Origin of the sequence: Delftia sp. WSY_7, from assembly GCF_043104845.1 — a bacterium.
Lineage (GTDB): Bacteria > Pseudomonadota > Gammaproteobacteria > Burkholderiales > Burkholderiaceae_C > Comamonas > Comamonas tsuruhatensis.
The window spans coordinates 258,930-280,395 of the sequence record NZ_JBICLB010000005.1; the positions used below are offsets into that span (position 1 = coordinate 258,930).

Here is a 21,466-nt window from a genome sequence, read left to right on the forward strand (position 1 = left end):
CAATAAATTGTAGCGGGGCGAGTATGGTTATTCCATGCTGCTTGTGCCGTTGACAGGCTCCAAAGCCGCGCAATACTGCGCTATCTCAAACTCTTTCCAGATGGAGCCAGCCATGGGCATGATGCAGGAATTTCGTGAGTTCGCAGTTAAGGGAAACGTGGTAGATCTCGCCGTTGGCGTCATCATTGGTGGAGCGTTTGGCAAAATCGTCGATTCCGTGGTAAACGACCTGATCATGCCGGTCGTGGGCCTGGTTTTCGGCAAGCTGGACTTCTCCAATCTGTTCGTCGTGCTGGGCAGCGTACCCCCCGGAACGGCGATGACGCTCGATGCGCTCAAGAAGGCCGGCGTCCCCGTATTTGCCTATGGAAACTTCATCACGGTGGCAGTGAACTTCATCATCCTGGCCTTCATCATTTTCATAATGGTCAAGCAGATCAACCGCCTGCGCCGCGAGGCGCCGGCAGCCCCCGCTCCCGCGCCCGTCACCCCCGAAGACATCGTGCTGCTGCGCGAGATTCGCGACAGCCTCAAGCGCTGAAATCCGTGTTTTGACGCAAATCAAAACGCCCGTGGCATGGTTGCCACGGGCGTTTTCCATTACTGCGAATTCCCGATGCTTGGGCTAGCCATTCAAGCCGCCAATTTGCGCGCCATTCGCACGGCCTCAATCAGGCTTCCGGCCTCTGCAACACCCTGCCCCGCAATATCGAAAGCCGTGCCGTGGTCCGGGCTGGTGCGCACCAGCGGCAGCCCCAATGTGACATTCACGCCCTTTTCCACGCCCAGGTACTTCACGGGAATCAGTCCCTGGTCGTGGTACATGGCCAGCACCGCGTCGAACTCGCCGGGATGGCCAGGAGCATTGCGGGCGCGCATGAACACCGTATCGGGCGCAAAAGGTCCGTGGGCGTCCAGGCCCTCGGCGCGCGCCTGGGCGATGGCCGGGGCAATGATCTCCACCTCCTCGCTGCCAAACAGGCCGCCCTCGCCCGCATGCGGGTTCAGCCCTGCCACACCGATCCGCGGCGGGCGGCCCAGGCTGCGAGACAGGGCCTCATGCGTGATGCGCAAGGTCTGCAGCAGGTTGTCCTTCGTTACCGCATCGATCGCCTTGCGCAGCGAGGTATGGATGCTGACCAGCACCGTGCGCAGCTCATCGTTGGCCAGCATCATGCGCACCGGCATGTGCGACAGCTCCACGCCCGCGTGCCGGGCCGCCTCGAATTGCAGCAATTCCGTGTGGCCGGGGAAGTCCACGCCTGCGGCATGCAGCGCCTCCTTGTGCAGCGGCGCCGTCACCAGAGCCGCGATCTCGCCGCGCAAGGCAGCCCGCGCAGCCCAGACCACGCAGCGCGCGGCCGCGTCACCGGCGCTGGCGCTCACCTGCCCCCAGGGCGCAGGACCGGGCAGCCCGGGCAGCTCCAGCAAAGGGATGCAATGGGGCGGCACCTGCCACAGTTGCCCAGCCGACTCGATGACGGCCACGGGCATGGGAATGGCGTTGTCGCCATCGCGCGCACGCGCCGCCACGGCGGCTGCCCGGCGCAGCGTCTGCAACTCGCCGACGACGAAGCAGCCGCGCATCTGCTCGGGCGCGTCCATGAACGCCTTGGCAATGGTCTCGGGCCCCACCCCGGCAGAGTCGCCCTGGGTGATGGCCATCAAGGCCGTGGACTGTGTGAAATCAGGCATTTTCAGTATCCGGATCAGGCAAGCCGGTCATTCGCGCCGCGCTTGCAGCAAAAGGCCTCGCCCCCTGGGCGGGCCAATAGTGGGCCACTAACAGGCCAGCATCAGGCCGGATTGTCGATCTCGATGAAACGGTGCTCCAGCCCCAGCTCCAATGCCACCTGCCCCGCCAGGGCCGGCGCGCCGTAGCGCTCCGTGGCATGGTGGCCTGCCGCCAGAAAGGCCACGCCCGTTTCCCGGGCCAGGTGCGCCTGCGGCTCGGAAATCTCGCCCGTGATGAAGGCATCGGCCCCAGCGGCAATCGCGGCCTCGAAGAAACCTTGCGCGCCGCCCGTGCACCATGCAATGCGGCGAATGGGGTGAATGGGGCGCTCTCCCCCCACGCAGACAGGCGTGCGCCCCAGCGCCTGCTCCACATGCCTGCCCAGCGCCGCCGCGTCGGCAAACTCCGCCGCAGCCATCCAGCCCAGGTTCTGCTCGCCAAACGTTGCCTGGCCCTCAAGCCCCAGCTGCACGCCCAACTGCGCGTTGTTGCCCCATTGCGGATGGGCATCCAGCGGCAGGTGATAGGCAAAGAGATTGATGTCATGGGCCAGCAGCAGGCGGATACGCTCCTTGAGCCAGCCCGTGATGCGGCCATCCATGCCGCGCCAGAACAGGCCGTGGTGCACGAAGATGGCATCGGCCTGCGCCTCGATGGCCGCCTCGATCAGCGCGCGGCTGGCCGTCACCCCGCTGACGATGCGGCGGATCTCGCCGCGCCCCTCCACCTGCAGGCCGTTGGGACCGTAGTCCTTGAAGCGCTCGGGCTGCAGCAATCCGTCGAAGTGGGCCAGGAGTTCTTGTCGCGTGGTGCTCATGAAAGGATTGTCAGCGATCCATGCGGCGCCCAAGAAAAAGGGCAGCCATGCTGCCCTTCACTCCACTGCCAAGCTCAGCCGCGCCTGGGTTGCCAACCACGGCAGGCCAGGGGCCAGAAGCCGATGGCCGCGCCCAGGATGCCCATGGCCGCCACATAGTGGGCCGGCGCCATCACATCCACCTGCTGCCACACGGACACCAGCATGGGCGTCATGCCGCCGAACACCGCATAGGCCATGTTGTAGGCAAAGGACAGGCCTGTGAAACGCACCTCGGCCGGGAAGGCGCGCACGCCCACCACCGGCAGCAGCGCAATGCTGCCCACGAAAAAGCCCACCAGCGCATAGCTCCACACCAGCGAGGACGCCGTGCCCGGCAGGTTCAGATAGAACACATAGGCCGTCACCGTCATGCCCAGCCAGCCCGTGACCATGGCCACACGCGTGCCCATCTTGTCGGACAGCCAGCCCCAGAACACGCAGCCCAGCGTCAGCGTCACCGTGGCCACGGCGTTGGCCTTCATGGCCAGGGCCGCGTCGATGTGGAAGACCTTCTGCAGATAGGCAGGCGTGAACAGCACCACCACCACGATGGCCGTGGACAGCACCCAGGTCATCAGCGCCACCAGCACGCAGGCCTGGCGGTGGTCGCGCACGATGGTCTTGAGCGGCAGCTCGCGGTCGGCCTGCTTGCGCGCCATCAGCTCCTGGAAGATGGGTGTCTCGTGCAGGAACTTGCGCAGGTACACCGACACCAGGCCGAACACGCCGCCCAGGATGAAGGGCATGCGCCAGGCCCAGTCGTGGATCTCCTCGGCACTGTAGGTGCTGTTGAGCCAGACACCGATGATGGAGCCCAGGAAAATGCCGCCCGTGATGCCCGAAGTCAGCGAGCCGATGGCAAAGCCATAGTGGCGCGCCGGCGCATGCTCGGCCACGAAGACCCAGGCGCCCGGCATCTCGCCGCCAATGGCCGCGCCCTGCAGCACGCGCATGGCCAGCAGCAAAATCGGCGCGGCAATGCCGATGGAGGCATAGGTGGGCAGCAGGCCGATCACCAGCGTGGGCACGGCCATCAGGAAGATGGACAGCGTGAACATCTTCTTGCGGCCCAGGATGTCGCCAAAGTGCGCAATCAGAATGCCGCCGATGGGACGGGCCAGGTAGCCCGCCGCAAAAATGCCCAGCGTCTGCAGCTGGCGCAGCCAGTCCGGCATCTCGGCCGGGAAGAACAGCTTGCCGATGACATTGGCGAAGAAAACGAAAACGACGAAGTCGTAGAACTCCAGGGTGCCCCCCAGGGCCGACAGGCCCAGGGTCTTGTAGTCCTGTCGGTTGAGAGGACGTGCGGTCGCAACAGCAGGGGCCATGCCCGGCTGCGCTTGGTCAAGCGTAGTCATGGTTTTTTTCCAGGGATCGAACAGCAGGACGGCGCGGTGGATGCCACGGCAACGGATGGGCGTGCGGCGGCAGATCGTTCTGCAAGACTTCGGGATCGGAGGACTTGGCTCTCTCTTGGGGCCGGCTTGTGGGCCGGCGCAACAGCGAACGCGGCGTGGCGCAGTCGTCGGGGGATTCTAGGGTTTGTACTGTAGCTGTGTGGGGAGCGCGGCTTTGGTGCTCGCCCGCCGGCCCACCGCCCCGCTCACGACATGCCTCACAATGGGGCCTTGTACTCCCGCACAGAACACCACACTTCATGAAACGCACCTGGCTGCTGTTTTCGCAGGCGGTCACCATCCTGGTGGCTGCCTACTTCGTCGTTGCCACCCTGCAGCCGGACTGGCTGCGCCGCGGCGCCGTGCGCAGCAACGCGGGCATTGCGTTGCTGGAGGCGCCGGCCACGCCCGTCGGAGAAGTCAGCCCGGGCAGCTTTGCACCTGCGGCCAAGAAGGCAGCGCCGGCCGTGGTGAGCATCAACACCAGCAAGGCGGTACGGCATCCGCGCAGCAACGATCCGTGGTTCCAGTTCTTCTTCGGCGACCAGGGCACGCAGGAGCAGGCAGGCCTGGGCAGCGGCGTGATCATCAGCCCGGACGGCTACATCCTGACCAACAACCATGTGGTCGAGGGCGCCGATGACATCGAGGTCACGCTGACCGACAGCCGCCAGGCCAAGGCCCAGGTGATCGGTACCGATCCCGAGACCGACCTGGCCGTGCTCAAGATCGCCCTGGACAAGCTGCCCGTCATCGTTCTGGGCAATTCCGACCAGATCGACGTGGGCGACCGCGTGCTGGCCATCGGCAACCCCTTCGGCGTGGGCCAGACGGTGACCAGCGGCATCGTCAGTGCCCTGGGCCGCAGCCAGCTGGGCATCAATACCTTCGAGAACTTCATCCAGACCGATGCGGCCATCAACCCCGGCAATTCGGGCGGCGCGCTGGTGGATGCCAGCGGCAATCTGCTGGGCATCAATACCGCCATCTATTCGCGCTCGGGCGGCAGCATGGGCATCGGCTTTGCGATTCCCGTGTCCACGGCCAAGCTGGTGCTGGACGGCATCGTCAAGGACGGCCGCGTGGTGCGCGGCTGGATCGGCGTGGAGCCCAATGAGCTGTCGCCGGAGCTGGCAGAGACCTTTGGCGTGAAGGCCGACTCCGGCGTGATCATCACCGGCGTGCTGCAGGCAGGCCCCGCTGCCCAGGCCGGCATGCGCCCGGGCGATGTGATCGTGCAGGTGGGCGACAAGCCCATCCGCAATGTGTCCGAGCTGCTGACCGCCGTGGCCGCGCTCAAGCCCGGCGAGGCCGCGAAATTCGATGTGCGCCGGGGCGAAGGCCCCGTGGAGCTGCAGATCACCCCGGGCCTGCGCCCTTCGCAGTCGGCACAGCGCATGCAGCGCCGCTGACCCGGCCCCCCGCCCCAACGAAAAAAGCGCCTGTTCACAGGCGCTTTTTCCATTGCAGGGCCGGTGCTGAGCTACAGCTTGTGCAGGCGCTGGGCCGCGCGCCATTGCGCGCCGGGCGCCACATGCACGGGCGCATCGATGGCGGCGGCCTCCACGCACAGCATCTGCCGCCACCCCTGCGGCGGCATGTCGGGCAGACGTTCACACAGCGCGGGGCCGGGGTTCCAGACCACAGTCTCGGTCCAGGCGGCATCCTGCGAGATCCGCAAGCCGCCGCCAGGTGCGGCCAGCTCCATGGCGTTCCCGGGCCGGGGGTAGACGCGATCGAGCTCTTCGCCAAAGCGCACGTCACCGTGCTGCGTGGGATGGGTGTCGGCCACGGCATCCCAGTAAGGCAGGCCGTCAAGGCCTTGCAGGCGGCATTGCTCCACGTCCGCCACGCGCAGGTAGCTGTGCAAGGCGGCAGTGAAAGCCAAAGGCGTGTCGCCCCGATTGTGCACTACCAGCTCCACGTCAAGCCGGCCGGGCAACAGCGTCACCTCCAGCCAGGTCTCGAAGGAAGGCGGCCAGACGGCGCGCGTCTGCGGCGTGTCGGCGAGCCTGAGCCGCAGGAACAAGCCATCGCCGGCAAGAACCTCGGCCTGTGCTGCATCAGCCTGCCACGGCAGGGTGCGCGCAAAGCCGTGCTTGACCAGCGGGCCGCGTTGGTTGAATTGGGGAAAGCAGACCGGAATACCGCCGCGTATGGGTGTGTGGCCGTCATGGGCCGCCAGGGGACTCAGGAACAGTTGCTCCTCGCCACCTGCCTGCCAGGAAAGCAGTTGCGCCCCCTGCAAGGCCACCAGGGCAGCATCGCCGCAGGCCAGGCGCAGGCGGATGGCGGGCAGGCCCTGCCATGCATCAGCGCAGGCGCCGGGAGCTTGCGCGGCCGCAGGTAAAGCTGTTACTGCAGGAAAGGAAGATGTAACTTTCATGCTTGAATATAGCCTTTCCCCCGCCCAGCCTTCCTCTGTCATGCAACGCTCCCACGCTCCCTCTCCTCTTGTCCTGCGACTCGGCATGCTCGCCCTGGCCGCCTCCTTGGCTTCCTGCGGCGGAGGCGGTGGTGGTGACAGCAGCGCTGGCGGCGGCGCCGGGGGCGATGGCGGCGGCACCGGCCAGCCCGGAGTGACCTCGGTCACCGTGCAATGGACGGCCCCTGCCGCCAGGGATGTGGTGACTGCAGGCTCGGCACTGACCCTGCGCGCAGGTGTTCTCGCAGATGGCGTGAATGCCGCCGATGGAACCGTGGTGAGCTTCAGCGCAGCCACAGGCGTCAGCACCTCGGCGCTGACCAGCTCCGGCGTGGCAACTGCCTCCCTGACCGGCGCCACGCCGGGCCGCCAGCAGGTGCAGGCCAGCGCCACCGTGGGAAGCCGCACGGGCAGCGCTTCGCAGACCTTCTATCTGCGCCCGGCTCCTGCGCCGCTGCGGGTGCTGGTGCCTGCGTATTTCTATCCCACGGGCGCGGGGGCCACGGCCTGGAATGCGCTGGCAGCCAGCGCCCAGGCAAATCCGACCGTGCAGATGACGGCCATCCTGAACCCGGCCAACGGCATTTTCAGTGGCCCGGATGCGAACATCACGCGCGCCGCAACCGCTTTTGCCAACGCGGGCGGGCAGTTGGTGGGCTATGTGAGCTCCAGCTATGGCACGGGCACGCGATCGCTGGCCAGCATCCAGGCCAATATCGACAACTATTTCACGCACTACGGCGCAGGCCTGGTCAAGGGCTTCTTCATTGACGAGATGGCGGCCACCGCCAACCGGCTGGACTTCTACCGCAGCATCTACCAGTACATCAAGGCCAAGAATCCCGACCTGATCGTGATCGGCAACCCAGGCCTCGTGCCCGTGGCCGGTTATGCCGATGTGGCCGATGTGCTGACCACGTTCGAGGGCAAGGGCTCCACGTACGCCACCTACGATCCGCGCACGACCAGTTTCGATTGGCTGTACGGGCTGGCCAATAGCCACCAGGCCTCGCTGGTGCACAACGTGTCGGGCTGCGCGGCCATGCAGACGGCCGTGCAGTCGGCCGCCTCGGCACGCTACCAGGCGGGATGGATCTATGTGACCCAGCTGGAGTTCGAGCCCAGCACCGGCGTGGGCAACCCCTGGGCCGGGCTGCCGAATTACTGGGATGCCTTTGTGCAGACCGTGCGCGCCACCAATGCCGGGCAAGCCCTTCCCGCCTGCTCGTAGAGGCCGCTTGAAACCCCGGCGCTGAATGCAGCGCGGGCGCCTGTCAGGGACAGGCGCCCGCGAATATCGAGAAGGCGCAGGCCGCTCAGGCCGTGAGTTCGTCGGCGCGAGCCTGCGCTGCGGCGAAGTCGAGATCGCCCGAGTAGATGGCGCGACCGCAGATCACGCCCTCGATGCCTTCGTCCTCGACCTTGCACAGCGCCTCGATGTCGGCCATGCCCGCCAGGCCACCCGAGGCGATGACGGGGATCTTCAGCGATTGGGCAAGATTGACGGTGGCATCGATGTTGATGCCCGTGAGCATGCCGTCGCGGCCGATGTCGGTGTAGATGATGGACTCCACACCCCAGTCCTCGAAGCGCTTGGCCACCGAATGCACGTCCTGGCCCGTGAGCTTGCTCCAGCCGTCGATGGCGACCTTGCCGTCCTTGGCGTCGAGTCCGACGATCACATGGCCGCCGAAGGCGCTGCAGGCATCCTGCAGAAAGCCGGGATTCTTCACGGCAGCGGTGCCGATGATCACGTAGCTGATGCCGGCATCTATGTATTTCTCGATGGTGTCCAGGTCACGGATGCCTCCGCCGAGCTGCACCGGAATCCGGCCGTCCACCTCTTTGAGGATGGCCTTGATGGCCGCAAGGTTCTTGGGCTGGCCCGCAAACGCGCCATTGAGGTCCACCAGATGCAGGCGGCGCGCGCCGGCGTCGAGCCAGCGGCGGGCGATGATGGCCGGGTCTTCGCCGAACGTGGTCGACTGGTCCATATCACCCTGGATGAGGCGTACGCAGTGGCCGTCCTTGAGGTCGATGGCAGGAATGAGCAGCATGATGGTTTGCGAGCAATGAAGGCCTGGGATTCAGCGGCCGGTGCGGGGAAGAAAAGGGGATTCAGGGCTTCCAGCCCAGAAAGTTGCGGAACAGGGCCAGGCCCTGGTCAGCGCTTTTTTCGGGGTGAAACTGCGTGGCGAAAATATTATCGCGCGCGATGGCGCAGGCAAAGCGCCCGCCGTAGTCGGCCTGCGCAGCGCAATGCTGCGGCTGCTGCACCACGGCATAGAAACTGTGCACGAAGTAGTAGAAGCTGTCTTCGGGAATTCCACGCCACAGCGGGTGGGCATGGCCGGCGTTGTGCGTCTGGTGCACGCGGTTCCAGCCCATCTGCGGAACCTTGAAGCGGCTGCCATCGGCCTGGGTGCGGCCCGCCAGATCGAACTTGCGCACGTTGCCGGGGATGAGGCCCAGGCCGGGCACGTCACCTTCGTCGCTGTGGTCCAGCAGCATCTGCATGCCCACGCAGACGCCGAACAGGGGCTTGTTGGCAGCGGCATGCAGCACGGCTTCCTGCAGGCCGGATTCGCGCAGCTCGCGCATGCAGTCGGGCATGGCGCCCTGGCCCGGCAGCACGACGCGGTCGGCGGCCAGGACCACCTCGGGATCGGAGGTCACAACGACCTGCCAGCCGGAATCGGCGGCGGCCGTGCGCACGGCCTGTGAAACCGAGCGCAGATTGCCCATGCCGTAATCGACGACGGCGACGGTGTTGTCAGTCAAACTCATAGCGTGTGGCGCGTGTTCTGTCGGATTTTCGGCGGGATTGCCCGGTCAGATCAAGTTCTGGCCGATGCCAATCGCTTCTCTTTACAGAGCGCCCTTGGTCGAGGGGATGACGCCGGCCATGCGCTCGTCATGCTCCAGCGCAAAGCGCAGGGCGCGTGCGAAGGCCTTGAAGATGGTCTCGCACTGGTGGTGGGCATTGAAGCCCTTGAGGTTGTCGATGTGCAGGGTCACGCCCGCATGGTTGACGAAGCCCTGGAAGAATTCGTAGACCAGCTGGGTGTCGAGCTGGCCGATGCTGCCGGCCGTGAATTTCACGTCCATGTGCAGCCCGGGACGGCCCGAGAAATCGATGACCACGCGGCTCAGGGCCTCGTCCAGCGGCACATAGGCGTGGCCGTAGCGGCGGATGCCCTTCTTGTCGCCCACGGCCTTGGCAAAGGCCTGGCCCAGGGTGATGCCGATGTCCTCCACCGTGTGGTGGCCGTCGATGTGCAGGTCGCCCTCGCACTCGATGTCCAGGTCGATCAGGCCATGGCGCGCGATCTGGTCGAGCATGTGGTCCAGAAAGCCGATGCCCGAGTGCAGGCTGGCCTTGCCCGTGCCGTCCAGGTTGATGGCGACCTTGATCCGGGTCTCGGCGGTGTTGCGCTGCACTTCGGCGGTGCGTGCGGGGACTGCATTGCTCATAGGGATTCCTTCAGGGCCGCCAGCATCTGGGCGTTTTCTTCGTGGGTGCCCACGGTCAGGCGCAGGCAATTGGCCAGCAGCGGGTGCATGGCACTGACGTTCTTCACCAGCACGCCCCGGGCCTTCATCTCGGCCTGGGCACGCGCGGCATCGCGCACGCGCAGCAAGACCATGTTGGCCTCGGATGGCCAGGTCTTTTCCACACCCGGCAGCGCGGTCAGCGCGTCGATCAGCGGCTGGCGCTCGGCGCGGATGGCCACGGCCTGCTGCGCATACAGCGCCTCGTGCTCCAGCGCGAAGATGGCCGTCTCGCAGTTGAGCACGCTGATGTTGTAGGGCGGGCGCACCTTGTCGATCTCGCCGACGATGGCGGCCGGGCCGATCAGATAGCCCAGGCGCGCGCCGGCCAGGCCGAACTTGCTGAGCGTGCGCATCAGCAGCACATGGGCGTTGCGGGCCGGGTCGGCGCGCATGTTCTCTGCCCAGCTGCGGCGGGCGAAGGGCTGGTAGGCCTCGTCCATGACGACCAGGCCGCCGATGGCGCCGACCGCGTCGATCACGGCCTGCACATCGGCCTCGGCCCAGAGCGTGGCCGTGGGATTGTTGGGATAGGCGATATAGGTGATGGCGGGGCGGTGCTCGGCAATGGCGGCGCGCATGGCGGGCACGTCCAGCTCGAAGTCGGCCGTCAGGTCGACCCCCACAAAGTCCAGGCCCTGCAGCCTGGCGCTCATGGGATACATGACGAAGCCCGGCATGGGCGCCAGCATGGTGGCGCGGCCCTCGGCGTGGGGCTGGGCACAGGCCAGGGCCAGCAGCGTGATGATCTCGTCCGAGCCATTGCCCAGCAGCACGGCGCTGCCGGCCGGCGCCTGCGCGTAGCGGGCCAGCATGTCCTTGAGCACTTCCTGGCGCTCGCCAGGGTAGCGGTTGATCTCCAGCCGGCCCAGGCGCTCGCCCAGCGCGGCCTGCAGCTCGGGTGGCAGTCGGAAGGGGTTCTCCATCGTGTCCATCTTGAGCAGGCCTTGCGAGGGCTGCACATGGTAGGCATGCATGGAGCGGACATCGGCGCGGATGCGCTCCAGGGCCAGGGCCTGAACCTGCGGAATGGAAGCTGTCATGGCATGCACACTTTCACGAGTCAGTGGGGGAAGAAATCCATCAGCGAAGCCGCTCAGGCCTGCTGCTGCGGCGGCACCTGGTGCAGCGGGTGCACCATGGCGACGCCGCCAAACTGGGCGCCGTGCGGCAGGTGCAGGGTCAGCATCTGCTCGCAGCCGCTGTGCTGGGCGCAGGCCACGGCCAGGCAGTCGCCAAAGGCCAGCTGGTGGCGCGATTGCACGGCCCAGGCGGTCTCCAGCGTGGCGGCATCGGTCTTCCAGGGCGTCCAGGTCTGGTAGCGGCGGATGGCGGCGCGCGCATCGCCCTGCGGCAAAGGCTGGGCGGCCGTGGTGACCTGTTCATAGAACTCGCACAGCGACTGACTGCCGGTGCGCCCGCTGCGCGTGCGCCACAGCAGGTCCAGCCACTGCAGCACGGCGGCATGCAAGGCGCCCTGCCCCGTGTCTTCGGCAGCGACCAGCACGGAGGTATCGACGAAGACGGTGTTCATGCCTGGCCCTCGCGGCGCAGCGCGGCACTGCGCTGGGCGGGCTGCGTGGATGACGGCTGGCCGCCGTCCCAGCCGCGCTCGTCGGTGCGCCAGGCCAGGTAGGCGCGCTCGTAGGCGTCCTCGCGGCGCTGCATCTCGGCCATGAAGTCGCCCACCATGCGCGAGACGCTGGTGCCGCGGCGCGCGGCCTCGATGCGCGCCCATTCGAGCACGCTGTCTTCGACGGTGATGGTGAGGTTCTTCACAGGGTGCAAGTCTACACGAAATTCGTGCTCCACTGATTTCGTGTCGATTCTTGACATACTTGCTCTAGCGTTCAGGCAGCAAAAAGCGCCGCCCCTTTCGGTGACGGCGCCTTCGTCCAATAGGAAGCGAGTGTCTACTTCAGGCGCATTTCGGCAGCGCGCGCATGGCCTTGCAGGCCTTCGCCATGCGCCAGCACCGAGGCGATGCGGCCCAGGGTCTGGGCGCCCTGCTCGCTGACCTCGATGAGGCTGGATCGTTTCTGGAAGTCATAGACCCCCAGCGGCGAGGAAAAGCGCGCCGTGCCGCTGGTGGGCAGCACATGGTTGGGGCCGGCACAGTAGTCGCCCAGGCTTTCGCTGGTGTAGGCCCCCAGGAAGATGGCGCCTGCATGGCGCAGCAGCGGCTCCCACTGGTGGGGATCGTTGCTGGAGACTTCCAGGTGCTCGGGCGCGATGCGGTTGCTGATGGCGCAGGCCTCCTGCATGTCGCGCGTGAGGATGAGGGCACCCCGGTCGCTCAGGCTCTTGGCGATGATGGCGCGCCGCGGCATCTCGGGCAGCAGGCGGTCGATCTCGCGCTGGACGGCGGCGATGTAGTCGGCATCCGGGCACAGCAGGATGCTCTGCGCCAGCTCGTCATGCTCGGCCTGGCTGAACAGGTCCATGGCCACCCAGTCGGGCGGTGTGCTGCCGTCGGCCAGCACCAGGATTTCACTGGGGCCGGCAATCATGTCGATGCCCACGGTGCCGAACACCCGCTTCTTGGCGCTGGCCACATAGGCATTGCCGGGGCCGGTGATCTTGTCCACCTTGGGGATGGTGGCCGTGCCGTAGGCCAGGGCCGCCACGGCCTGGGCACCGCCGATGGTGAAGCCGCGCGTGACGCCCGCCACATAGGCAGCCGCCAGCACCAGGGCGTTCTTCTCGCCGCGCGGCGTGGGCACGACCATGATGATTTCCTGCACGCCAGCCACATGGGCGGGAATGGCATTCATCAGCACGCTGGACGGATAGGCGGCCTTGCCGCCGGGCACATAGATGCCCACGCGATCCAGCGGCGTGACCTTCTGGCCCAGCAGGGTTCCATCGGCGTCGCGGTAGCTCCAGCTCTCGCCGCTGGCGCGCTTTTGTGCCTCGTGGTAGGTGCGCACGCGCTGGGCAGCGGCCGTCAGCGCATCGCGCTGCTCGTCGCCCAGGCTGTCGAAGGCGGCCTTGAGCTCGGCCTGCGTCAGCTCCAGCGCTGCCATGCCGTCCACCTGCAAGCCGTCGAAGCGCGCCGTGTACTCCAGCACGGCCGCATCGCCGCGCTTTTGCACATCGGCCAGGATGTCGGCCACGCGCTGCTCGATGGCCGCGTCCGTGTCCGCCGACCAATGCAGGCGCTGCGCAAAATCGTGTTCGAAGTTGGCGTCAAGCGTGGACAGGCGGGCGGGAGCGGCTTGGTATTCCATGGTGCAGAGGGCTTCAGTCTTGGGGAATGGCCGATGCGAAGGCATCGATGATCTTGCGCAGAGGGGCCTGCTTGAGCTTGAGCGAGGCCTGGTTGACCACCAGGCGCGAGCTGATCTCCATGATGGGCTCGACCTCGACCAGGTCATTGGCCCTAAGCGTGTTGCCGGTGGACACCAGGTCGACGATGGCGTCGGCCATACCGGTCAGCGGGGCCAGCTCCATGGAGCCGTAGAGCTTGACCATGTCCACGTGCACGCCCTTGGTGGCGAAGAAGTTGCGCGCGATCTCGGGATACTTGGTGGCGATGCGCAGACGGGCGCCCTGCTTGACGGCCAGCGCGTAGTCGAAGCCGTTGCGCACGGCGACGCTGACGCGGCAGCGCGCGATCTTCAGGTCCAGGGGCTGGTACAGGCCCTGGGCACCATGCTCGATCAGGGAGTCCAGGCCGGCCACGCCGAGGTCGGCGCCGCCGTACTGCACGTAGACCGGCACGTCGGAGGCGCGCACCAGCACCACGCGCACGTGGCTCTGGTTGGTCTCGAAGATCAGCTTGCGCGACTTTTCAATGTCTTCGGTGACCGAGATGCCGGCAGCGGCCAGCAGCGGCACGGTTTCGTCGTAGATGCGGCCCTTGGACAGGGCAATCGTGATGGTCATTGGGAAACTCTTTCGATGTCGGCACCCAGGCCGCGCAGCTTGTCTTCCATGCGATCGTAGCCGCGGTCCAGATGATAGATGCGATCGACCAGGGTCTCGCCCTTGGCCACGAGGCCGGCGATGACCAGGCTGGCCGAAGCGCGCAGGTCGGTGGCCATGACGGCCGCGCCCGACAGCGACTGGCTGCCGGTGATGGTGGCCACGCGTCCGTCGGTGGTGATCTGCGCGCCCAGGCGCAGCATCTCGTCGACGTGCATGAAGCGGTTCTCGAAGATGGTCTCGGTGACCATGCTGCAGCCTTCGGCCACCAGGTTCAGCGCCATGAACTGCGCCTGCATGTCGGTGGGAAAGCCCGGGTACTCGGTAGTGCGGAAACTCTGGGCCTTGAGCTTGCCGGCGGCGCGCACGCGGATGCCGCCCTCCTCGGCGGACACTTCGGCCCCAGCGTCCTTGAGCTTGTCGATGACCGCGCCCAGGTGGTCGGCACGGCCATTGCGCAGCAGCGCCTCGCCGCCCGTGGCCGCCACGGCGCACAGGAAGGTGCCGGCCTCGATGCGGTCGGCCACCACCTGGTGCTCGCAGCCGCTCAGCCGCTCCACACCCTGGATGACGATGCGGCTGGTGCCGTGCCCTTCGATCCTTGCGCCCATCTTGATGAGCATTTCGGCCAGGTCGCCGATCTCGGGCTCCATGGCGGCGTTTTCCAGCACCGTCTCGCCTTCTGCCAGCACGGCGGCCATCAGGAAGTTCTCGGTGCCCGTGACCGTCACCATGTCGGTGGTGATGCGGGCGCCCTGCAGGCGCTTGAGATGCCCGGGCAGGCACGCGTGCATGTAGCCGTTCTCGACAACGATCTCGGCGCCCATGGCCTGCAGGCCCTTGATGTGCTGGTCCACGGGGCGCGAGCCGATGGCGCAGCCGCCGGGCAGCGACACGCGGGCCTGGCCGAATCGGGCCAGCAGCGGGCCCAGGGCCAGGACCGAGGCGCGCATGGTCTTGACCAGTTCGTAGGGTGCCTCGGGGTTGGACAGCGAGCCGGCGTGGATGCGCACGGTGCCGCTGTCATCGTGCTCGGCGCCGACACCCATGTTGCGGATGAGCTTGAGCATGGTGGCCACGTCCTGCAGGCGCGGCACATTGCGCAGGGTGACGGGCTCGGACGACAGCAGCGCGGCGCACAGCTCGGGCAGGGCGGCATTCTTGGCGCCGGAGACCGTCACCTCGCCATGCAGCGCTCGGCCACCGCGAATCAGGAGTTTGTCCATGGCTGACAGACTTGAATCTGGAAATCGGGAAAAAGGAGATGCCGCACGGGCCGTATCGACCAGTTGCGGCAGAAAGTCTGAGGCGTCGTGACCGGGCTGTGCGCTCAGGCCTGGCCGGCCTGGGCAGCCCACTCGGCGGGCGTGTAGGTCTTCATGGACAGCGCATGGACCTCGTCGGTATGCATGCGCTGGCCCAGCGTGGCGTAGACCAGGCGCTGGCGCTGCAGCAGGCGCTGGCCCTCGAATTGGGCCGAGACGATGGTGGCAAACCAGTGCCGTCCGTCGCCTTCCAGCGCAATGTGTTCGCAAGGCAGGCCGGTGGCGATCAGTTCCTTGAGTTGGTCTGCAGTCATGGGGAAGCTTTCCTGCCATGCATCGCGGCATGGCCTTGGTTGGCGGCGGCGCCGGGCGCCGGCCGCCTGTTCATGGGTGGGTTCGAAAATGCCGGCACAGCGCCCGCCGCAGCCTGAGGAAAAACCTCAGCCGCGGATCTTGTAGCCGATGCGCAGCAGATGCACGGCCAGGGCACTCACCGCCAGCCAGGCCGAGCCGACGATGGCCAGGCTGACCCAGGGCGATACGTCGCTCTGGCCGAAGAAGCCGTAGCGGAAACCGTCGATCATGTAGAAAAACGGGTTCAGATGGCTGACTTTTTGCCAAAAAGGCGGCAGGGACTGGATCGAATAGAACACGCCCGACAGGAACGTCATGGGCATGATCAGGAAGTTCTGGAAGGCCGCCATCTGGTCGAACTTGTCGGCCCACAGGCCGGCGATCACACCCAGCGTGCCCAGCAGCGCCGCGCCCAGCAGGCCGAAGACCAGAATCCACAGCGGCGCCGTGAATTCGGGAATGGCGAAGTACAGCGTGACGACGAACACGCCCGCGCCCACCAGCAGCCCGCGCAGCACCGACGCTCCCACATAGGCCCCGAACCAGGCCCAGTGCGACAGCGGCGTGAGCAGCACGAAGACCATGGAGCCCATGATCTTGCTCTGCACCAGGCTGGAGGAGCTGTTGGCGAAGGCGTTCTGCAGCACGCTCATCATCACCAGGCCAGGGATCAGGAAGGCCGTGTAGCTGATGCGGTCGTACACCAGCACCCGGCCTTCGAGCACATGGCCGAAGATCAGCAGATAGAGCACGGCCGTGAGCACGGGTGCGGCCACGGTCTGGAAGCTGACCTTCCAAAAGCGCAGCACTTCCTTCTTGAGCAGGGTCTGCCAGCCGTTCATGCCGAAGCTCCCTGCGAAGTCTGCCCCTGCTCATTCATCACATGGATGAAGACGTCCTCCAGATCGGCGCGGCGGATTTCCACGTCCTCGGGCACGACGGAGCCCTCGCGCAGCGCGGCGAGCAGGCGCTCCACATCGCTGGCGTCGTTGGCGGGTATCTGCACGATGCGGCCGGTCACCCGCGCCCGTGCGGCCAGGGCCGGCGGCAAGGCGGTATCGGTCTTGAACTGCAGCACGTTGGAGGAGGCGGACTTGAGCAGATCCGACATGGTCGAGAGCTTGACGATGTTGCCCTGCTTGAGCATGGCCACGCGGCTGCACAGCGCCTCGGCCTCTTCCAGGTAGTGGGTGGTGAGCAGCACGGTATGGCCTTCGCGGTTCAGGCGTGCGATGAAGTGCCACAGCGTCTGGCGCAGCTCCACGTCCACGCCGGCCGTGGGCTCGTCGAGCACGATGATGGGCGGCTTGTGCACCAGCGCCTGGGCCACCAGCACGCGGCGCTTCATGCCGCCGGACAGCTGGCGCATGTTGGAATTGGCCTTGTCGGTCAGCCCCAGGCTGTGCAGCAGCTCGTCGATCCAGTCGTCGTTGTTCCTGACGCCGAAATAGCCGGACTGAAAGCGCAGCGCCTCGCGCACATTGAAGAAGGGATCGAAGACCAGCTCCTGCGGCACGATGCCCAGCTTGCGCCGGGCAGCCGAGTAGTCGGCATGCACGTCGCTGCCCTGGACCAGCACGCGGCCGCTGGTGGCGCGCGACAGGCCGGCCAGGATGCTGATCATCGTGGTCTTGCCAGCGCCATTGGGACCGAGCAGGCCGAAGAACTCGCCCTCCTCAATGTCCAGACTCACGTGGTTGAGCGCCTGGAAGGCCCCCTTGGGGGTCTGGTAGGTCTTGGAGATGGATTGGAATGAGACGGCAGACATGCGAGGCGCGATTCTAGGCCCTTGCAGCCAAACCTGCCTTGCAGGGCTCTTTGCAGCGGCGCGCTGCGCCGGCTCAGGAGGGGGAGGATGCGGCCATGTCGGCCAGCAGCCCGTCGACGCCATACAGCGCCGCCATGGACTGCAGGCCCTGCGGCAGGCCCACGACCACCAATTGCTTGTCTGCCGCCTTCGCGGTGCGGCGGCAGGCCAGCAGCACGGCCAGTGCGGACGAGTCGAAGACCTCGACACCGCTGGCATCGACACGCACCTGGGCGCCGTCGAAGGCCTGCACCTGGGGCCGCAGCTGCACGAGACAGCTGCGCGCCTGGCGGTAGGTCAGTTCACGGGGGAGCTGCAGCATGGCGCGTGCGTCCGCGGCTGTCAGCCCTTGGAGGGCGGCGTGGCCGGCATCTTGCTGCGCGTGGCCAGGGTCTCGATCAGGCCGTCGATGCCGCGGGCATTGATTTCCTGGCTGAACTGGTTGCGGTAGGTTTCCACCAGCCACACGCCCAGCACGTTCAGGTTGTAGATCTTCCAGCCGTCGCCGGACTTCTCGAGCCGGTAGTCCAGCTGCACGGGCTCGCCGCGGCCCAGCACCTCGGTGCGCACCAGCACATCGGTGTCGCCGGCTGCCGCGCGCAGGGGCTTGACGTTGATGGTCTGGTTGCTGACCTGCGTCAGCGCGCCCGAATAGGTGCGGATCAGCAGGGCCTTGAACTCGGTCTCCAGCTTCTCGCGCTGCGCAGGCGTGGCCTGGCGCCAGGCCGGCCCCACCGAAGCGGAGGTCATGCGGCGGAAATTCACATACGGCATGACCTTGTCATTGACCAGCGCATTGACCTTGGAGACATCGCCCTCGCGCAGCGAGGGGTCCTTCTTGATGGTTTCCAGCACGTCGGTGGAGACACGCTTGATCAGCGCATCGGGGGTCTCGCCGGCTGCGCGGGCCGGCAGTGCCGCACCAAGGGTTCCCATGGCCAGCACGGCTGCAGCGGCAGCACTCCAGGCACGTCGATTGATCATCACTCTTCCTTTCCCAGCAGGGCCTCATGCCCCGGACCGGGTTGATATTGCACATTTTTCCGGCCGCGCCATGTCAGGCAGCGGCCGTTTTTCATCTCGGGATGTTACGAACTGCTTACTTCGCGCCGTCTTCGGGCGGCAGCTTGCCGGCATCGTCGTCGTAATCCTCGATGCGACCGTCATCACCCGACTTGCCACGCCGCAGGTTCAGGTAGACATCGCGCGTCAGGCTGTAGCGGTCGAGCGCGACGGAGTCCAGCGTGTCGGAGGCATTGAGCAGGCGGGCACGTGTATCCACCAGTCGCAGCACATACAGGCTGTTGCGAACCGGGATGTCGTTGATCGCCGACATGGGGTTGCCCCAGGCATCCACCGGAAGAGCCGCAGTGTCACGCACCGTGGACGGGCCCAGCAGCGGCAGCACCAGGTACGGCCCGGTGGGCACGCCCCAGCGACCCAGGGTCTGGCCGAAGTCCTGCTTTTGGCGCTCGATGCCGGCCTCGCTGGCGATGTCGAGCAAGCCGCCCAGGCCGAAGACCGTATTCACCGAGAACCGCACGACGGAGTTGTAGGCGCCTTCGGCCTGGCCCTGCAGCGCGTTGTTCACGAAGGACCAGACATCGCTGAGGTTGGAGAAGAAATTGCTCACGCCATCGCGGGCCAGACGCGGAGTGACGTCGCGGTAGACCGTGGCCACCGGCTTCAGGACGGCACGGTCCAGGCCGTCGTTGAACGAGTAGACGCTGCGGTTGAACGGCTCGAACGGGTCCTGGGGATTGCGGGCCTCGCCCGGCGCGGTGGCGCAGCCGCTGAGCAGCGAAGCGGCGGCCAATGTGCCCAGCATGGCTGTGCGCTGCCAGGATGCTGCCTGGACTGCAGGGCGACCCGCGGTCGCCTGTTCATGGTTGGTTGTCATTCTTTGCCTCCTGCACCGGAGCTGCCACCCTGCTCGGCCTTGCCGTAGAGGAACTGTCCGATCAGATTTTCCAGCACAACGGCCGACTGGGTTGCGACGACGCGGTCGCCATCCTTGAGGTTGTGGTCATCTGCGCCGGCTTCGATGCCGATGTACTGGTCGCCGAGCAGGCCGCTGGTCAGGATCTTCAGGGAACTGTCCTTGGGAAACGCGTAGCGGTTTTCCATGGCCATGGTCACGCTGGCCTGAAAGACCTGATCGTCGAAGGTGATGGATTCCACGCGGCCCACGACGACGCCCGCGCTGCGCACGGCCGCCTTGGGCTTGAGTCCGCCGATGTTGTCGAAGCGCGCGGTCAGCGTGTAGGTTTTCTGGAAGCTCAGGCTCAGCAGGTTGGCCGACTGCAGCGCCAGGAACACCAGCGCCGCAGCGCCGATCAGCACGAACAGTCCGACCCAGACATCACTCTTGGATTGCTGCATGGTTTGTTTTTCCTTGTTTTGCGGGGGTGGCTTCGGTGCCGGGTCAAAGGCTGAACATCGTGGCCGTGAGCAGGAAGTCCAGCCCCAGCACGGCCAGCGAGGCCATCACCACCGTGCGCGTGGTCGCGCGGGACACGCCTTCGGGCGTGGGCTTGGCTGCATAGCCCTGCAGCAGCGCGATGAAGGTCACCGCCACGCCGAACACCAGGCTCTTGAGAACGCCGTTGCCCAGGTCATACCACCAGTCCACGCCGTTTTGCATCTGGCCCCAGAAGGCACCGCCATCGACGCCGATCATGACCACGCCCACCAGCCAGCCGCCGATCACGCCGACGGCGCTGAAGACAGCGGCCAGTAGCGGCATGGCGATCAGGCCGGCCACGAAGCGCGGCGCCAGGATGCGGCGCACGGGGTCCACGGCCATCATTTCCATGGCCGACAACTGCTCGCCGGCCTTCATGAGGCCGATCTCGGCCGTCAGCGCCGTGCCGGCACGGCCGGCAAACAGCAGCGCCGTGACGACGGGACCGAGCTCGCGCACCAGGGACAGCGCCACCAGCAGGCCCAGCGCCTCGGCCGAGCCGTAGCGCTGCAGGGTGTAGTAGCCCTGCAGGCCCAGCACGAAACCGACGAACAGGCCGGACACGCCGATGATGGCCAGCGAATAGTTGCCCAGGAAATGGATCTGGTCGCCAATCAGCCGCGGCCTGCCCAGCGCCGGCCCCATCAGCGCGAGCAGGCGGCCGAACAGGCGGGTGCCCATGCCCAGCTGGGTCAATTGGTGGCGCACTGCCGCGCCGATGCGAGCGGGATGCAGCCGGTTCATGCGCGCCTCCGGCCGTTGGCCTTGACCGGGCTTTCAGGCGTGCCGAAATCCTCTTCGGCACTCACGCCGGGGTAATGGAAGGGTACGGGGCCGGTGGCGCGTGCGTGGATGAACTGCTGCACCAGCGGATCGGGATTGGCCTTGACTTCCTCGGGCGAGCCCTGGGCGGCGACACCGCCGTTGCCCAGGATGACGACATGGTCGGCCACATGGAAGGTTTCCTCCACGTCATGGGACACCAGGATGGAGGTCAGGCCCATGGCGTCGTTGAGTTCTCGGATCAGTTGGGCAGCGGTGCCCAGGGAAATGGGGTCCAGCCCGGCGAAGGGCTCGTCGTACATGACCAGTTCGGGGTCCAGTGCAATGGCCCGCGCCAGCGCCACGCGGCGGGCCATGCCGCCCGATATCTCGCTGGGCATGAGGTCGCGCGCACCGCGCAGGCCCACGGCATGCAGCTTCATGAGCACGATGTCGCGGACCAGTTCGTCAGGAAGGTCGGTGTGCTCGCGCAGCGGGAAGGCCACGTTGTCGAACACGCTCATGTCGGTGAACAGGGCGCCGAACTGGAACAGCATGCCCATGCGCCGGCGCGCAGCGTACAGGCCCGCGGCGTCCATGGTGGTGACGTCCTTGCCATCGAACAGCACCTGCCCCTGCTGGGCATGCTGCTGGCCGCCGATCAGGCGCAGCACGGTGGTCTTGCCCCCGCCCGATGCGCCCATCAGGGCCGTGACTTTGCCGCGCGGCACCTGCAGCGACAGGTCGCGCAGGATCACACGCTCGCCATAGCCGAAGGTGACGTTGCGCAACTCCACGAAAGAGGCGGTTGGGATCATGCTGTGGTGCGGTCGATAAATGTTCGCAGGCAAGCCCGCTATTGTGCAGACAGGTGCCGCTGCTTGCTCACCACCCCCTGAGATAAACATACATCCGTGTA

The 21,466-nt window shown here is 66.4% G+C and carries 25 protein-coding genes; 3 read left to right on the forward strand and 22 right to left on the reverse strand.

The window, feature by feature from the left end:
* Positions 1–112 precede the first annotated feature (112 nt).
* On the forward strand, positions 113–541 hold the full coding sequence (gene mscL, locus ACF8ME_RS02515; RefSeq protein ID WP_392415493.1) for a large conductance mechanosensitive channel protein MscL: 429 nt from the start codon (positions 113–115) through the stop codon (positions 539–541).
* A 92-nt stretch (positions 542–633) separates the two neighbouring features.
* On the opposite strand, the gene pdxA is transcribed toward mscL, so the two are convergent.
* The 3 genes from pdxA to ACF8ME_RS02530 form a co-directional block, all read right to left on the reverse strand.
* On the reverse strand, positions 634–1,695 hold the full coding sequence (gene pdxA, locus ACF8ME_RS02520; protein ID WP_392415105.1) for a 4-hydroxythreonine-4-phosphate dehydrogenase PdxA: 1,062 nt from the start codon (positions 1,693–1,695) through the stop codon (positions 634–636).
* 101 nt (positions 1,696–1,796) lie between these two features.
* On the reverse strand, positions 1,797–2,552 hold the full coding sequence (locus ACF8ME_RS02525; RefSeq protein ID WP_065345736.1) for a Nif3-like dinuclear metal center hexameric protein: 756 nt from the start codon (positions 2,550–2,552) through the stop codon (positions 1,797–1,799).
* Positions 2,553–2,626: 74 nt separating this feature from the next.
* Complete coding sequence (locus tag ACF8ME_RS02530) at positions 2,627–3,952, reverse strand: MFS transporter (protein ID WP_392415107.1); 1,326 nt, start codon at positions 3,950–3,952, stop codon at positions 2,627–2,629.
* Positions 3,953–4,251: 299 nt separating this feature from the next.
* On the opposite strand from ACF8ME_RS02530, the gene ACF8ME_RS02535 reads away from it, so the two are divergent.
* Complete coding sequence (locus ACF8ME_RS02535; protein ID WP_034364763.1) at positions 4,252–5,403, forward strand: S1C family serine protease; 1,152 nt, start codon at positions 4,252–4,254, stop codon at positions 5,401–5,403.
* A gap of 71 nt (positions 5,404–5,474) precedes the next feature.
* Here ACF8ME_RS02535 and ACF8ME_RS02540 read toward each other — a convergent pair whose 3' ends face one another.
* A complete protein-coding gene (locus ACF8ME_RS02540) occupies positions 5,475–6,377 on the reverse strand; it encodes a D-hexose-6-phosphate mutarotase (protein ID WP_392415108.1) in 903 nt (300 codons plus the stop codon).
* An 85-nt stretch (positions 6,378–6,462) separates the two neighbouring features.
* On the opposite strand from ACF8ME_RS02540, the gene ACF8ME_RS02545 reads away from it, so the two are divergent.
* Positions 6,463–7,647: a spherulation-specific family 4 protein gene (locus ACF8ME_RS02545; protein WP_392415110.1), complete on the forward strand. Its 1,185-nt coding sequence runs from the start codon at positions 6,463–6,465 to the stop codon at positions 7,645–7,647.
* 85 nt (positions 7,648–7,732) lie between these two features.
* Here the strand turns inward: ACF8ME_RS02545 and hisA are convergent, their stop codons facing one another.
* From hisA to ACF8ME_RS02635, 18 genes are all read right to left on the reverse strand, one after another.
* The gene (gene hisA / locus ACF8ME_RS02550; RefSeq protein WP_016445590.1) at positions 7,733–8,473 is read right to left on the reverse strand and encodes a 1-(5-phosphoribosyl)-5-[(5-phosphoribosylamino)methylideneamino]imidazole-4-carboxamide isomerase; all 741 of its coding nucleotides are present in this window, start codon (positions 8,471–8,473) and stop codon (positions 7,733–7,735) included.
* 61 nt (positions 8,474–8,534) lie between these two features.
* Positions 8,535–9,203, reverse strand: coding sequence for an imidazole glycerol phosphate synthase subunit HisH (gene hisH / locus ACF8ME_RS02555; protein WP_017405475.1), 669 nt, complete (start codon positions 9,201–9,203; stop codon positions 8,535–8,537).
* Between the two features lie 81 nt (positions 9,204–9,284).
* On the reverse strand, positions 9,285–9,890 hold the full coding sequence (hisB, locus tag ACF8ME_RS02560) for an imidazoleglycerol-phosphate dehydratase HisB (RefSeq protein ID WP_016445588.1): 606 nt from the start codon (positions 9,888–9,890) through the stop codon (positions 9,285–9,287).
* On the reverse strand, positions 9,887–11,011 hold the full coding sequence (hisC, locus tag ACF8ME_RS02565; protein ID WP_016445587.1) for a histidinol-phosphate transaminase: 1,125 nt from the start codon (positions 11,009–11,011) through the stop codon (positions 9,887–9,889). The genes hisB and hisC overlap by 4 nt, the downstream gene beginning before the upstream one ends.
* 53 nt (positions 11,012–11,064) lie before the next feature.
* Positions 11,065–11,502, reverse strand: a complete 438-nt coding sequence (locus tag ACF8ME_RS02570; RefSeq protein ID WP_017405473.1) for a PIN domain-containing protein — start codon at positions 11,500–11,502, stop codon at positions 11,065–11,067.
* A complete protein-coding gene (locus ACF8ME_RS02575; protein ID WP_174538854.1) occupies positions 11,499–11,804 on the reverse strand; it encodes a hypothetical protein in 306 nt (101 codons plus the stop codon). The genes ACF8ME_RS02570 and ACF8ME_RS02575 overlap by 4 nt, the downstream gene beginning before the upstream one ends.
* A gap of 77 nt (positions 11,805–11,881) precedes the next feature.
* Positions 11,882–13,198, reverse strand: coding sequence for a histidinol dehydrogenase (hisD, locus tag ACF8ME_RS02580; protein ID WP_034364866.1), 1,317 nt, complete (start codon positions 13,196–13,198; stop codon positions 11,882–11,884).
* Between the two features lie 13 nt (positions 13,199–13,211).
* Positions 13,212–13,856: an ATP phosphoribosyltransferase gene (gene hisG, locus ACF8ME_RS02585; RefSeq protein WP_017405470.1), complete on the reverse strand. Its 645-nt coding sequence runs from the start codon at positions 13,854–13,856 to the stop codon at positions 13,212–13,214.
* The gene (murA, locus tag ACF8ME_RS02590; RefSeq protein WP_016445582.1) at positions 13,853–15,121 is read right to left on the reverse strand and encodes a UDP-N-acetylglucosamine 1-carboxyvinyltransferase; all 1,269 of its coding nucleotides are present in this window, start codon (positions 15,119–15,121) and stop codon (positions 13,853–13,855) included. The genes hisG and murA overlap by 4 nt, the downstream gene beginning before the upstream one ends.
* A 104-nt stretch (positions 15,122–15,225) precedes the next feature.
* The gene (locus ACF8ME_RS02595; RefSeq protein WP_012207326.1) at positions 15,226–15,474 is read right to left on the reverse strand and encodes a BolA family protein; all 249 of its coding nucleotides are present in this window, start codon (positions 15,472–15,474) and stop codon (positions 15,226–15,228) included.
* Positions 15,475–15,600: 126 nt separating this feature from the next.
* Positions 15,601–16,356 carry an ABC transporter permease gene (locus ACF8ME_RS02600; protein WP_016445581.1) on the reverse strand — a complete coding sequence of 252 codons (756 nt, stop codon included), beginning with the start codon at positions 16,354–16,356 and terminating at the stop codon, positions 15,601–15,603.
* Entirely contained in the window at positions 16,353–17,282 is a 930-nt protein-coding gene (locus tag ACF8ME_RS02605; protein ID WP_013800798.1) for an ABC transporter ATP-binding protein, read from the reverse strand. The genes ACF8ME_RS02600 and ACF8ME_RS02605 overlap by 4 nt, the downstream gene beginning before the upstream one ends.
* Before the next feature lie 73 nt (positions 17,283–17,355).
* Positions 17,356–17,643, reverse strand: coding sequence for a lipid asymmetry maintenance protein MlaB (locus ACF8ME_RS02610; protein WP_047217101.1), 288 nt, complete (start codon positions 17,641–17,643; stop codon positions 17,356–17,358).
* Positions 17,644–17,663: 20 nt separating this feature from the next.
* Entirely contained in the window at positions 17,664–18,305 is a 642-nt protein-coding gene (locus ACF8ME_RS02615; RefSeq protein ID WP_392406268.1) for a phospholipid-binding protein MlaC, read from the reverse strand.
* A 115-nt stretch (positions 18,306–18,420) separates the two neighbouring features.
* Complete coding sequence (locus tag ACF8ME_RS02620) at positions 18,421–19,221, reverse strand: VacJ family lipoprotein (RefSeq protein ID WP_047326525.1); 801 nt, start codon at positions 19,219–19,221, stop codon at positions 18,421–18,423.
* Positions 19,218–19,703, reverse strand: a complete 486-nt coding sequence (gene mlaD, locus ACF8ME_RS02625; protein ID WP_016445577.1) for an outer membrane lipid asymmetry maintenance protein MlaD — start codon at positions 19,701–19,703, stop codon at positions 19,218–19,220. Before mlaD ends, ACF8ME_RS02620 begins: the two co-directional genes overlap by 4 nt.
* Before the next feature lie 43 nt (positions 19,704–19,746).
* Positions 19,747–20,529 carry a lipid asymmetry maintenance ABC transporter permease subunit MlaE gene (gene mlaE, locus ACF8ME_RS02630; protein WP_016445576.1) on the reverse strand — a complete coding sequence of 261 codons (783 nt, stop codon included), beginning with the start codon at positions 20,527–20,529 and terminating at the stop codon, positions 19,747–19,749.
* Positions 20,526–21,365 carry an ABC transporter ATP-binding protein gene (locus tag ACF8ME_RS02635; RefSeq protein WP_016445575.1) on the reverse strand — a complete coding sequence of 280 codons (840 nt, stop codon included), beginning with the start codon at positions 21,363–21,365 and terminating at the stop codon, positions 20,526–20,528. Before ACF8ME_RS02635 ends, mlaE begins: the two co-directional genes overlap by 4 nt.
* Positions 21,366–21,466: the final 101 nt, after the last annotated feature.